This is a genomic window from Betaproteobacteria bacterium (assembly GCA_016713305.1).
GTDB lineage: Bacteria > Pseudomonadota > Gammaproteobacteria > Burkholderiales.
Map to the genome: position 1 here is coordinate 146207 of JADJPK010000007.1, position 13523 is coordinate 159729.

The window sequence follows — 13523 nt, forward strand, 5'->3', positions numbered from 1 at the left end:
TGCGCAGGGATGTGCGGAGGCCTTGCGACGGCGCTGTCCCAGGCGGGTGGCAGCCGCTGGCCGGCCTGGAAGCTGCACATCGGATACTCGACCGGCCGCCTTGCGAGCTACGGTGTGGCGGGCGCCCTCGCGGGATCGCTGGCGGGAACCGCCATGCTGGTTCAGGACATCCTGCCCGTGCAGTTCGTGCTCTATCTGGTGGCCAACGTGATGCTGATCGGCCTCGGGCTGTATCTGGCGGGTTGGTCGTCGTTCGTGACCAGGCTCGAAGTGCCGGGGCGCTGGCTCTGGCGGCGGGTGAGTCCGCTGCTCTCCCGGTTTCTTCCGGTGGACAGCTGGCCCAAGGCCATCGGCGCAGGCCTGCTCTGGGGGTGGGTGCCCTGCGGGCTCGTCTACAGCATGCTGGCCACTGCCCTGCTGGCAGGGGATGCGCACGGAGGAGCGGCAATCATGCTGGCGTTCGGCGCCGGAACTCTTCCCAACGTCCTTGGGGCAGGTATCGTCCTTCGCTGGCTGTCTGCGTCCGGGGGCCGCCCGGTCGCGCGCGTCGTGGCCGGCGGACTCGTCGCGGGGTTCGGCATCTTCGGGCTCTTCCATGCCGCGGCCTTGTCGACCCTCCTCAAGCAGGGTCTCGCCTGTCTGGTTTGACGGTCGCTTCCCCCGAAGTGCCCCGTTCAGATGGCGCCGCGTCTCGCGGACCTATGGACGGGACGCTGCTAACGTATTAATATTCAAAGCTATCCCGACGCGGCTCCCCGTGACGGGAAATTCGCACATCCGTCATTGATCGAGGTGGCACGCCCGGACGCTCCGGCGTGTCGAGGCGTTCTTCCGGTTTTCCCGGGAGACGCGGGCGGATGGAGGCTCAACTTCATCAGACCAGGAGTAGCACACTCATGTCCGTCACCATGCGGCAGATGCTCGAGGCCGGCGTTCATTTCGGCCACCAGACCCGTTTCTGGAATCCCAAGATGGCCCCCTTCATCTTCGGCCATCGCAACAAGATCCACATCATCAATCTCGAGAAGACCCTGGTCATGTACCAGGACGCGATGAAGCACCTGCGGCAGCTGGCGGCGAACAAGGGCACGATGCTGTTCGTCGGCACCAAGCGCCAGGCCCGCGAGATCGTGCGCGAGGAAGCGCTGCGCGCCGGATGCCCGTACGTCGATCATCGCTGGCTGGGTGGCATGCTCAGCAACTTCAAGACGGTCAAGCAATCCATCAAGCGTCTGCGCGACATGGAAGGCATGGTGCAGGACGGCTCCATGGAGAAGGTTTCCAAGAAAGAGGCGCTCATGTACCAGCGCGAACTCGCCAAGCTCGAGCGCAGCCTGGGTGGCATCAAGGACCTGAACGGGCTTCCCGATGCGCTCTTCGTGATCGACGTCGGCTACCACAAGATTGCCATCACCGAAGCCTCCAAGCTGGGTATTCCGGTCATCGCCGTGGTCGACACGAATCACTCTCCGGAAGGCGTCTCGTACGTCATCCCCGGGAACGACGATTCCAGCCGTGCGATCCGGCTGTATGCCCGTGGGGCGGCCGATGCGATCCTCGAAGGGCGCAGCCAGATCGTGCGCGAGATCATCAACGACGAGTTCGTCGAGGTGGAAACGACGGAAGAGCAGGCGGCGCAGTAACGACCTGACGGCAGGCCGGCCTCGCATGAGACCGGCGGTTCCGGGACGAACGTGGCGTCCCGACATCGATTCGGACATCAGGAGTGGACATGGCGGAAATCACCGCAAGCATGGTCAAGGAACTGCGCGAGAAGACCGACGCGCCCATGATGGAATGCAAGAAGGCGCTGACGGAAGCCGGCGGCGACATGGGGAAGGCGGAGGAGATCCTCCGCGTCAAGCTCGGCAACAAGGCGGCCAAGGCGTCCGCACGCGTTGCGGCGGAAGGCGTCGTGGTGACCTACCTGTCGCCCGACCAGAAGCTTGCCGCCATCGTCGAAGTGAACTGCGAAACCGATTTCGTGGCCAAGAACGATGATTTTCTTGCGCTTGCCCGTACTCTCGCGCAACTGGTGGCCACTGAGAATCCTGCGGATGTGGCGGCGCTGTCGGCTCTGCCGCTGTCCGGAAAGACCGTCGACGCTGTCCGCACCGAGCTGGTGGGGCGTATCGGCGAGAACATGAGCATTCGCCGTTTCGTCAGACTGGAAGCCAAGGGCAAGGTCGCTCAGTACATCCATGGCGGGTCGAAGATCGGCGTGCTGGTGGACGTGGCCGGTGGCGACGACGTGCTTGCGAAGGATCTCGCGATGCATATCGCGGCGGCGAAGCCGGTCGCGCTCGCCAAGGAACAGGTGTCGCAGGAACTCATCCAGAAGGAGCGGGACATCGCGACGGCGAAGGCGGCCGAATCGGGCAAGCCTGCCGAGATCGTCCAGAAGATGGTCGAGGGCAGCGTGCAGAAGTACCTCAAGGAAGTGACGCTCCTGGGCCAGCCTTTCGTCAAGGACGACAAGCAGACGATCGAGCAGCTCCTGAAGTCGAAGGGCGCCACCGTGGCCGCGTTCACGCTCTACATCGTCGGCGAGGGTCTGGAAAAGAAGTCCAGCGACTTCGCGGCGGAGGTCGCAGCGCAGGCGGCGGCTGCGAAGAAGGACCAGGGCGCGACCGTATAGATCCGCGCCCATGGCCAAGCCAGTTTTCAGGAGGATTCTTCTCAAGCTGTCGGGTGAAGCCCTCATGGGCGACGACAGCTATGGCATCAACCGGCCGACCATCGAGAGAATTGTCTCGGAGATCGCCGAGATCGTGAATCTCGGCATCGAGACCGGCGTGGTCATCGGAGGAGGGAACATCTTTCGTGGCGTCGCGCCGGGCGCGGCGGGGATGGACCGTGCCACTGCCGACTACATGGGCATGCTCGCCACGGTGATGAATGCGCTGGCGTTGCAGGATGCCATGCGAAGGATCGGCATCGCGGGGCGCGTCCAGTCGGCGCTCAACATCGAGCAGGTCGCCGAACCGTACATCCGCGGCAAGGCGATCCGCTATCTCGAGGAAGGCAAGGTCGTGATCTTTGCGGCCGGTACGGGCAACCCCTTCTTCACGACCGATACTGCGGCTGCGCTGCGGGGCATGGAGGTCGGTGCGGACATCGTGCTCAAGGCCACTAAAGTGGATGGTATTTATTCCGATGATCCGAAGACCAATCCCGATGCCATGCGCTATCAGCGCCTCACGTTCGACGAAGCCATCGTCAAGAATCTGAAGGTGATGGATGCGACGGCGCTCACGCTTTGCCGCGATCAGAAGCTTCCGATCTGCGTGTTCAGCATCTTCAAGCCCGGTGCGCTGAAGCGCGTCGTGATGGGAGAGGACGAAGGAACCCGGGTTCACATTTGACCCGGCCGGCCCGACCGGACGCAGGCCGGGCGGGCGTGTGTAGGGAGACGGCACATGATTGCAGACGTCAAGAAGACCACCGAGCAACGCATGCAGAAATGCATCGAGACGCTCAAGACGGACCTGGGCAAGGTGCGGACGGGCCGGGCGCATACCGGACTGCTGGACCACGTCAAGGTCGATTACTACGGCACGCCCACGTCGATCAGCCAGGTGGCCAACGTGACGTTGATCGATGCCAGAACGATCGGCGTCGCGCCGTGGGAGAAGAAGATGCTCTCCGCCATCGAGAAGGCCATTCGCGATTCGGACCTGGGACTCAATCCGTCCTCCATGGGGGATCTCGTCCGGGTTCCGATGCCAGCCCTCACGGAAGAGCGCCGGCGGGATCTCATCAAGGTGGTCAAGGGCGAGGCGGAGAATGCGAGGGTTGCCATCCGCAACGTTCGCCGGGATGCCAACACCCATCTCAAGGATCTCCTCAAGGAAAAGAAGGTCTCGGAGGACGACGAGCGCCGCGCCCAGGAAGACGTGCAGAAGCTCACCGACCGCTATGTGGCCGAAGTGGAAAAGGTGCTCGCCACGAAAGAATCCGAGCTCTTGGCGGTCTGAGTTGAGCCGCTTCGCAAGCTCGACCCTCGAGATTCCCGACGCCGCACGCGTGCCGCGGCACGTTGCCATCATCATGGATGGCAACGGGCGCTGGGCGAAGAAGCGATTGCTGCCGCGCGTTGCGGGCCACAAGAGGGGGGTCGACGCGGTGCGAGAAACCGTGCGGCTTTCCGCCGAGTACGGAATTTCCTACCTCACGCTGTTCGCCTTCTCCAGTGAGAACTGGCGCAGACCCCCGGACGAGGTCTCCTTCCTCATGCAGTTGTTCGTGCGCGTGCTCGAGCAGGAAGTCTCGCGTTTGCATGGAAACAACATCCGTCTGAAGATCGTGGGCGACCGTTCGGCGCTCGATGCCGGGCTGGTGAGGCTCATACAGGAGAGCGAAGCCCTCACGGCCGCCAACACGGGGCTCACCCTGACCGTCGCGGCCAACTATGGCGGGCGCTGGGACATCATGCAGGCCGTGAACCGGATGGTGCGCGAGCATCCCGGCAAGTCCGGCAACTACTCCGAGACCGATCTCGCCCCCTATCTGGCGATGAACTACGCTCCCGAGCCGGACCTCTTCATCCGCACGGGAGGCGAGCAGCGCATCAGCAACTTCCTGCTCTGGCAACTCGCCTATACGGAGTTCCATTTCACGGAGACGCTCTGGCCGGACTTCGATGCGCACGCCTATCTGACGGCCATTCACTCCTATCGAAAGCGCGAACGCCGCTTCGGCCGCACCAGCGAGCAGCTCACCGCCCCCGTCTCCGAAATGCCGGAAGACCGGCTGGCGGCGCCGGTCCTGAGGGGCTAGACGGCGTCGGCTCATGCTCGGTCTGCGCCTGCTCACCGCAGCGGTTCTCGTTCCTCTCGCCCTCGCGGGACTTTTCATGCTCTCCAATGCGCTGTGGGCACTGGCATCGGGAGTGTTCGTGCTGATCGGCGCGTGGGAATGGTCCCGTCTTGCCGGCGGGCGGGGCATGGTTCGCATCGCCTATACAGTCGTTGTTGCCGTGGCGGGCGTCGCGGTGTACTTGCTCTCGGCTGCGCCGTCCGATTCCTCTGTCGGCGTGGCGTCGGTGATTCTTGCCGCCGCGGTGGCCTTCTGGATACTCGCGGCGGTGCCGTGGCTCGTCGCCACGTGGCACGTGCGGAGTCCCGTGCTGCTCCATGTCGTGGGCGCCGTGGTCCTGATCCCGGCATGGCTGGGAGGCATCCTCCTCCAGCGCGAGCCCGTGCGATTCCTGGTCCTGATGGCCGTCGTGTGGGTGGCGGATTCCGGCGCGTATTTCGTCGGCCGGAAGTTCGGTCGCCGAAAGCTGGCGCCTCGAATCAGCCCGGGCAAGTCCTGGGAAGGGGTGGCCGGGGCGGCCGTTGCCGTGCTCCTTTACTACTTTGTCGTCAACCGCATCCGGCCGGGCGCTCTGCCCGGAGACGGACTGGCCGGGCTGCTCTTCCTGGAACTCATGCTGGCGCTTTCCATCGTCGGCGATCTGTTCGAATCGTGGATGAAGCGCGAGGCAGGCGTGAAGGACAGCGGAACGCTGCTTCCTGGCCATGGCGGAGTGCTGGATCGAATCGACAGTCTCACCTCCACGCTGCCGGCGGCGGCGCTGATGGTTTCGATGAGTACCCTGACGTGAGACCGCCCCTCCGGCAGGTGGTCGTGCTCGGTTCGACCGGAAGCATCGGCGGATCGACGCTGGACGTGGTCTCGCGGCATCCTGACCGCTACAGGGTGCTGGGCCTTGCGGCGCATCGACAATCGGAGGTTCTGTTCAGGCAGTGTCTCGAGCACCGGCCCCGCTATGCCGCCATGGCCGACGCGGAAGCGGCCAGGGATCTCAGGCAGCGCCTGCAGGGCGCAGGACTGGAATGCCAGGTCCTTGCCGGAACGCAAGGCCTCGAGGAGATTGCTCGCCTCGAGGACGCCGATGTCGTGATGGCGGCCATCGTGGGGGGCGCAGGATTGGCGCCCACGCTTGCGGCGGTCGGTGCCGGCAAGAACGTGCTGCTGGCCAACAAGGAATCCCTTGTGATGGCAGGCGCGCTGTTCATGCGTGCCGTCCATGCGAGCGGGGCGCACCTCCTGCCCATCGACAGCGAGCACAACGCCGTCTTCCAGTGCATGCCCGCCGGGTTCGTCTCGGGGGGAGCCAGCAATGGGGTGAGGCGGATTCTGCTCACGGCATCGGGGGCCGTTCAGAACGTGGGATCCGGAACGTCTGGCGGAGGTCACACCCCAGCAGGCATGTGCGCATCCGAACTGGGTGATGGGGCGGAAGATTTCCGTCGACTCCGCGACGATGATGAACAAGGGGCTCGAGGTGATCGAGGCTCACTGGCTCTTCGCCATGCCGGCAGATCGCATCGACGTCGTCGTGCATCCGCAGAGCGTCATCCATTCGATGGTCGAGTATGCGGACGGCTCGGTACTTGCCCAGTTGGGCAATCCCGACATGCGAACGCCCATCGCGCACGCGCTCGCTTTTCCGGACCGTGTGGAGGCGGGGGTGGAACGCCTGGACCTGACGTCGATTGCAACCCTCTCGTTCGAGCGGCCCGACCTCAAGCGATTTCCCTGTCTGGACCTTGCATATCGGGCGCTTGGGCTCGGGCCGGGCGGATCGATTTCGCTCAATGCCGCGAACGAGTGCGCCGTGGAACGGTTTCTGGAGGGAAGAGTCAGATTCGACAGAATCGCGCGGGTGGTCGAAGAGGTCATGGCATCGGTGCCTTCAGTGGTGCCGGATTCGCTCGAAGCCGTTCTCGCGGCCGATGCGCAGGCACGACACACGGCGTACTCGGTGCTCGACCGTTTGCATTAGTCGGACCTTCCCTGGGATGAATCGTTGACGACTGTTTCTGTGAGCATGATGTCGAAGGTGGTGCTCCATATCCGGACAATGTGGCGCGTGCCATCGGGCGAGCGCGGCGAGGAGGCAATGGCATGAGTCTGCTTACGACCATCGTGGCGTTCGTGGCGGCATTGGGCACGCTCATCGTGTTCCACGAATTCGGTCACTACATCGTGGCCCGCTGGTGCGGTGTGAAGGTGTTGCGATTCTCGGTGGGGTTCGGCAAGCCTCTGTGGCAGCGCAAGCTCGGACGCGAAGGAACCGAGTGGGCCATCGGGGCCATCCCCATCGGGGGCTATGTGAAGATGCTGGACGAGCGTGAGGGCCCCGTCGCGCCGCACGAACAGCACAGGGCGTTCAACCGGCAGACGGTGGGCCGCCGCATCGCGATCGTCGCCGCCGGCCCGCTCGCCAACTTCCTGCTCGCAGCGCTGCTGTACTGGATTCTCTTCGTGCACGGAATTCCGGGTGTGCGCCCGGCCGTGGATGTACCACCGGCAGGATCTCCCGCGGCAGTCGCAGGATTCGAGACCGGTGATCTGATCCGCAAGGTGGGAACCATCGAGATTCGCACCTGGCAGGAGTTGCGCTGGGCGCTGCTCGAGGAAGCGGTGGAACGGCGTACCGTGGCCGTGGAGGTCGAGAAGCTCGATGGCAGCATCGCGATCCGGAACCTGCCCTTCGAATCCGTGGACACGGACAAACTCGATGCGGATTTCCTGGGGGCGGTGGGCATCTCCTCCTACCAGCTCCCCCTGCCACCCATCATCGGAACGGTCGTGGCGAACGGCGCGGCTGCACAGGCGGGCATGAAGGTGGGCGACGAGGTTCTGGCCATCGATGGCCGTGAAGTCACGCGCTGGGATCAGATCGTCAAGGAAATCCGCTCGCACCCCGGTGAGACCGTGACGATCGATGTTCTTCGCGACGGTGCGCAAGTGGTTCTGAGCGTCACGCCGGCCAGCGAGACGGAGGGCGACAGGCGCATAGGCAAGATCGGCATTGCGCCAAAGGCCGACCCCGAAGCGGCATCGCGCTACCTCACCGAAGTCCGCTACTCGCCTGTCGAGGCGGTGGGCCAAGCGGTACGCAAGACATGGGAAGCGTCGGTCTTCACGCTCCAGATGATGTGGAAGATGGTGCTGGGGCAGGTTTCGATCAGAAACCTCTCGGGACCGCTCACCATCGCCGACTACGCGGGGCAATCGGCGCAATTGGGATGGTTGCCGTACGTGAGCTTCGTCGCGCTCGTTTCCATCAGCCTCGGCGTGCTCAATCTGCTGCCGGTTCCGTTACTCGACGGAGGGCACCTGATGTATTATTCGGTCGAAATCATCAAGGGGAGACCCGTCTCGGAGCGTGCGCTCGAGATCGGCCAGCGTGTCGGGGTCGTCCTGCTTTTCAGCCTGATGGCTTTCGCCATCTACAACGATATCCAGCGCCTCGTGGGCGGTTCCTAGCGGATGAAGCGTCTCCTCATCGCGGTCCTGTTTTTGCTCGCTCAAGCACCGCTCGCGTACAGCTTCGAGCCCTTCCAGATCCAGGACATTCGCGTCGAGGGCATACAGCGGACCGAAGCCGGGACCATCTTCGGTTATCTACCGGTCAAGGTCGGGGACACGCTGACGGCGGAGAAGGCGACCGCCTCGGTACGCCTCCTCTACGGCACGGGCTTCTTCAAGGACGTCCAGATCGAGAACGACAACGGGGTTCTCGTCGTGATCGTCCAGGAGCGTCCCGCAATCGCGTCCATCGACATCCGCGGTTCCAAGGAATTCGACAAGAAGAAGCTGCTGGAGATCTTCCGCTCGACCGGTCTGCAGGAAGGCCGCATCTTCGACCGGGTCACGCTCGAGCGGGCCAAGCAGGACCTCAAGAGCCAGTACATCTCGCGCGGCAAGTATGGTGTCGAGGTGCAGACGACTGTCAATCCTCTCGAGCGCAACCGCGTCGGCATCAACTTCAACGTCGTCGAGAGCCAGATCGCCAAGATCGCTTCGGTCAATCTCGTCGGCAATCACGTATTCAGCGACAAGCAGCTGCTGGATCTGATGGTGTTGCGCTCGCCCGGCCTCATGACGTGGTACACCCGCAACGACCAGTACTCGCGGCAGAAGCTGTCGGCCGATCTCGAAACGTTGCGGTCGTTCTACCTGAACCAGGGCTATCTCGAGTCGTCGATCGAGTCGACCCAGGTGGCGCTCACGCCCGACAAGAAGAACGTCTTCATCACGATCAACATCGTGGAGGGGCAGAAGTACACGGTGAGCGACGTGAAGCTCGCCGGCGAGTTCCCGGTCCCGGAAGAGGAGCTTCGCAAGCTCATCAAGATGAAGCCCGGCGATGTCTTCAGCCGCGAGCGGCTTACGGAGACCACCAAGCTCATGGGCGACCGTCTGGGCAACGACGGTTACGCGTTCGCCCAGGTGAATCCGGTACCAGACATCGACAAGGAAAAGCGCACGGTCTCCTTCACCATGTATGTGGATCCGGGCCGCCGCGTGTACATCCGGCGCATCAATATCGCCGGCAACACGACGACCAAGGACGAGGTCATCCGGCGCGAATTCCGGCAGATGGAGGGCGCCTGGTATTCGCAGGAGAAGATCAACCGCTCGAAGGTCCGCGCCGACCGTCTCGGCTATTTCTCCGAAGTCAATGTCGAGACACCCGCCGTGGAGGGAACCACGGACCAGGTGGACGTGAACATGTCGGTGAAGGAAAGACCGACGGGCTCGGTGAGCTTCGGCGCCGGATTCTCCAGCGTGGAACGCGTCATCCTGACCGCATCGGTCTCGCAGCAGAACGCCTTCGGCACCGGCAACGCCATCTCCCTGGGCTTGCAGACCGGCCGCATCAACCGGGTGCTGACGCTGTCCTACACCAACCCGTACTGGACCGACGACGGCGTGAGCCGCGGCTTCGATCTCTATACCCGGCGTTTCAATCCGTCCTTCCTGCGCCTGGCCACGTACGCGACCAACACGGACGGGGGGGGTGTCCGCTTCGGCATTCCCGTCTCGGAACTGGACACCGTCAATCTTGGCCTTTCGGTCGAATCGACGGACATCGAGATCTTCACTTCCACGCCCCAGCGGTTCCGGGATTTCGTCAGCCAGTACGGTTCGGTGAATTCCGCCATTCTGGGAACCATCGGGTTCTCGCGCGACGGGCGGGACAACACGATCACGCCCACGAGCGGACCCTATCAGCGCGTGCAGGCCGAGATCTCTCTGCCAGGCGGCGACCTCCGCTACTACCGCCTCACCTACCTGGGGCAGCGCTATTGGCCCATCACCCGGCTGTCGACGCTGCAGGCCGGCGTGACCCTGGGCTATGCCGCGGGCTACCAGGACAATCCGCTGCCGTTCTACAAGAATTTCTACGCCGGCGGCGTCAACAGCGTGCGCGGGTTCTACACCTACGGCATCGGGCCCCGCGACGAATTCGGCCTGGCGATCGGCGCGCCCCGGCAGATCCTCGGCAATCTCGAGTACTACTTCCCGTTCCCGGGCGCCGACAAGGACAAGAGCCTGCGCCTGTCGGCGTTCGTGGACGCCGGTATGGTGGATAATACGTTCAACGTCGGTCAGCTCCGTTTCTCGACCGGTTTCGCGCTCAACTGGTTCTCCCCGGTGGGGCCGCTCAAGCTGAGTTTCGGCATACCGATCAAGAAAGAACCGAACGACCGTCTGCAACGTATCCAATTCCAGCTCGGCACCATTTTCTGAGCGACGGTGCGGCGAGCCGCATGACATCATGGACGATCACATGAAGACATTCATTCCGGGCACGCTGATTCGCTGTGCCCTCGCGCTGAGCATCGCCCTGGCGGCGACCGTCGTCTCCGCCAACGACAACCTCAAGATCGGCTTCGTGAGCATCGAGCGCATCCTGCGCGAGGCGGGCCCCGCCAAGAAAGCCCTGCAGAAGCTGGAGAAGGAATTCGCACCGCGCGATGCGGAACTGCAGAAGCTGTCCAAGCAGGCGAAGGACCTCCAGACGACGCTGGAGAAGGAAAGCGTGACCATGTCCGAAAGCGACCGGCGCAACAAGGAGGCCGAGCTGGGCCGTGTCAACCGGGACCTGCAGCGTCTGCAGCGCGAGTTCCGCGAAGACCTCAACATGCGCAAGAACGAGGAGCTGTCCCAGGTGATCGACCGCGCGAACAAGGTCGTGCAGCAGATCGCGGAGAGCGAGAAGTACGACCTCATCATGCAGGAGGCCGTCTATCGCAGCCCCCGCATCGACATCACGGACAAGGTTCTCAAGGCGCTGACCGACCAGTCACATTCAGCAGCGGCACGCTCCCGGGCATGCTGATGTCTGGCGGCAGTACGGTCCCGGTCTGCGAGCATCCATCCCGTTGAGGGTCCGAGGATGACCGCGAACCCCGGTCGTTCCAGCCCGCAACGGCCCGAATTCACGCTCGGACAGATCGTCGAAGCCCTTGGCGGCGAATTGGTGGGCTCGCCCGCCGTGAGCATTCGCGGCGTCGCGCCCCTCGATTCCGCGGGCGAGACGCAGATCTCCTTCCTTGCCAGCAGCAAGTACCGCCCACAGCTTGCCGTCACCCGTGCGGGGGCCGTCGTGCTCGGACCGTCGGACAAGGAGGCCACGGAGCGCCCGCGGATCGTCGCCCAGAATCCCTACGCGTATTTCGCCCGGGTTTCTTCCCTGCTCAATCCCGATCCGATGCCCACGCCGGGCGTTCATCGCACCGCGGCGGTGGATCCGTCTGCGCGGGTCGCGGCGACTGCCACGGTCGGAGCCAATGCGGTCATCGAAGCGGGAGCGGAGGTCGGCGACGGGGCGCACATCGGCCCGTGTTGCGTGGTCGGCGAGAACGCAGTCGTCGGCGCCGGCTCCCGGCTCTATCCGAACGTCACGATCTATCATGGGTGCCACGTGGGTGCGCGCTGCATCGTCCACTCCGGCGTCGTGATCGGCGGCGACGGGTTCGGCATGGCCGAGGTCGAGGGCCGCTGGATCAAGGTGCCGCAGGTGGGGCGCGCCGTGATCGGAGACGACGTGGAGATCGGCGCCAACACGACCATCGACCGGGGAGCGCTGGGCGATACGATCATCGAGGATGGCGTGAAGCTCGACAACCAGATCCAGATCGCCCACAACGTCGTCCTCGGCGCGCACACGGCCGTCGCCGCATGCGCGGGATTCGCCGGCAGCACTCGAGTGGGCCGGCATTGCAAGATCGGAGGTGCGGCCATGATTCACGGACATATCGAAATCTGCGATCACGCGATCGTCGCCGCGGGCACGATGGTCCGGAAGAGCATCACCGAACCGGGTCTGTACGACGGTTTCTTCCCGGCGCTGCCGCACAAGGAGTGGATGAAGAATCTTGCGCGCTTCAACCGGCTGGACGAGCTGGCGCAGTCGGTGCAATCGTTGGAGAAACGCCTGGCTGCCCTCGACAACAAGGACAAATCAACTTGACCCACGCCATGGAGATCGAAACCATTCTGCGATGCCTGCCGCATCGGTATCCGATGCTGCTGGTGGATCGCGTGCTGGAGTGCGTGCCCGGTGCGTCCATCAAGGCGCTCAAGAACGTGTCCGTGAACGAGCCGTTCTTCGTCGGACACTTTCCGCACTACAAGGTGATGCCCGGGGTGCTCATCATCGAGGCGCTCGCCCAGGCCGCGGCGGTCCTCTCGTACAAGACCCTCGACCAGCGGCCCGACAGCAGTTCGGTCTATTACTTCGTCGGCATCGACGCCGCGCGTTTCAAGCGCCCGGTCACGCCCGGCGATCAGCTCATTCTCGACGTCACGCTGGGCCGTCAGTTGCGGGGCATCTGGAAGTTCAATGCGACGGCCTCGGTGGAAGGCGCCGTTGTCGCGGAAGCCGAGCTGATGTGCACGCTCAAGGAGATTCCCGCCGTGGAGGCGCCATGATCCACCCGACGGCCGTGGTGCATCCGGATGCACGGCTTGCGCTGGATGTCGAGGTCGGTCCCTATGCCATCGTGGGAGAACACGTGGAGATCGGAGCGCGCACCTCGATCGGCGCGCACTGCGTGGTGACAGGACACACCAGGATCGGGGAGGACAACAGGGTCTTCCACTTCGCCTCCATCGGCGAAGCCCCGCAGGACAAGAAGTACGCAGGCGAACCCACGCGCCTGGAGATCGGCGACCGCAACACGATCCGCGAATACTGCACGTTCAATTGCGGCACCGTGCAGGATGCCGGTGTCACCCGCATCGGGGACGACAACTGGTTCATGGCCTATGTCCATGTGGCGCACGACTGCGTCGTGGGCAACCGCACCATCTTCGCCAACTGCACCCAGCTTGCCGGGCACGTGCACGTCGGGGACTGGGTGATCCTGGGCGGATTCACCGGCATCCACCAGTTCTGCCGCATCGGTGCGCACAGCATGACCGCGATCGCTTCGGTGGTCGTGCACGATCTGCCGCCCTACGTGATGGCCGGCGGGAACACCGCGAAGGCGCACGGACTCAACACCGAAGGTCTCAAGCGCCGAGGCTTCCCGCCGGCCGCGATCAACGGCATCCGCAAGGCCTACAAGACACTGTACCGGGAGAAGCTGACACTCGAGCAGGCGAGGCAGGCATTGGCGGAGCAGGTGTCCGAATGTCCGGAGGTGGGCATTCTGGTGGATTTCCTCGGCGCCTCCACCCGCGGTATCGTCCGCTGAGCGGAAGCGGAAGCG

13 protein-coding genes and 1 pseudogene are annotated in these 13523 nt (G+C 63.9%); all 14 read left to right on the top strand.

The window, feature by feature from the left end:
- Positions 1–9 precede the first annotated feature (9 nt).
- On the top strand, positions 10–648 hold the full coding sequence (locus IPK20_08765) for a sulfite exporter TauE/SafE family protein (protein ID MBK8016797.1): 639 nt from the start codon (positions 10–12) through the stop codon (positions 646–648).
- A 248-nt stretch (positions 649–896) separates the two neighbouring features.
- Positions 897–1643, top strand: coding sequence for a 30S ribosomal protein S2 (gene rpsB / locus IPK20_08770; protein MBK8016798.1), 747 nt, complete (start codon positions 897–899; stop codon positions 1641–1643).
- Positions 1644–1732: 89 nt separating this feature from the next.
- Positions 1733–2638 carry an elongation factor Ts gene (locus IPK20_08775; protein MBK8016799.1) on the top strand — a complete coding sequence of 302 codons (906 nt, stop codon included), beginning with the start codon at positions 1733–1735 and terminating at the stop codon, positions 2636–2638.
- A 10-nt stretch (positions 2639–2648) separates the two neighbouring features.
- Entirely contained in the window at positions 2649–3365 is a 717-nt protein-coding gene (locus tag IPK20_08780) for a UMP kinase (protein ID MBK8016800.1), read from the top strand.
- Between the two features lie 54 nt (positions 3366–3419).
- Complete coding sequence (gene frr, locus IPK20_08785; GenBank protein MBK8016801.1) at positions 3420–3977, top strand: ribosome recycling factor; 558 nt, start codon at positions 3420–3422, stop codon at positions 3975–3977.
- Position 3978: 1 nt separating this feature from the next.
- On the top strand, positions 3979–4779 hold the full coding sequence (gene uppS / locus IPK20_08790; GenBank protein MBK8016802.1) for a di-trans,poly-cis-decaprenylcistransferase: 801 nt from the start codon (positions 3979–3981) through the stop codon (positions 4777–4779).
- A gap of 13 nt (positions 4780–4792) precedes the next feature.
- The gene (locus IPK20_08795) at positions 4793–5608 is read left to right on the top strand and encodes a phosphatidate cytidylyltransferase (GenBank protein MBK8016803.1); all 816 of its coding nucleotides are present in this window, start codon (positions 4793–4795) and stop codon (positions 5606–5608) included.
- Positions 5605–6793: pseudogene (locus tag IPK20_08800) on the top strand (1-deoxy-D-xylulose-5-phosphate reductoisomerase). Before IPK20_08795 ends, IPK20_08800 begins: the two are co-directional and overlap by 4 nt.
- Before the next feature lie 122 nt (positions 6794–6915).
- Positions 6916–8283 carry an RIP metalloprotease RseP gene (gene rseP / locus IPK20_08805; GenBank protein MBK8016804.1) on the top strand — a complete coding sequence of 456 codons (1368 nt, stop codon included), beginning with the start codon at positions 6916–6918 and terminating at the stop codon, positions 8281–8283.
- Between the two features lie 3 nt (positions 8284–8286).
- A complete protein-coding gene (gene bamA / locus IPK20_08810) occupies positions 8287–10554 on the top strand; it encodes an outer membrane protein assembly factor BamA (GenBank protein MBK8016805.1) in 2268 nt (755 codons plus the stop codon).
- A 40-nt stretch (positions 10555–10594) separates the two neighbouring features.
- Positions 10595–11146, top strand: coding sequence for an OmpH family outer membrane protein (locus IPK20_08815; protein ID MBK8016806.1), 552 nt, complete (start codon positions 10595–10597; stop codon positions 11144–11146).
- A 57-nt stretch (positions 11147–11203) separates the two neighbouring features.
- Positions 11204–12280 (top strand): UDP-3-O-(3-hydroxymyristoyl)glucosamine N-acyltransferase, encoded by a 1077-nt coding sequence (lpxD, locus tag IPK20_08820; GenBank protein ID MBK8016807.1) that lies wholly within the window; start codon positions 11204–11206, stop codon positions 12278–12280.
- An 8-nt stretch (positions 12281–12288) separates the two neighbouring features.
- Positions 12289–12741, top strand: a complete 453-nt coding sequence (gene fabZ, locus IPK20_08825; GenBank protein MBK8016808.1) for a 3-hydroxyacyl-ACP dehydratase FabZ — start codon at positions 12289–12291, stop codon at positions 12739–12741.
- Positions 12738–13508, top strand: a complete 771-nt coding sequence (gene lpxA / locus IPK20_08830) for an acyl-ACP--UDP-N-acetylglucosamine O-acyltransferase (GenBank protein MBK8016809.1) — start codon at positions 12738–12740, stop codon at positions 13506–13508. The genes fabZ and lpxA overlap by 4 nt, the downstream gene beginning before the upstream one ends.
- Positions 13509–13523 lie beyond the last annotated feature (15 nt).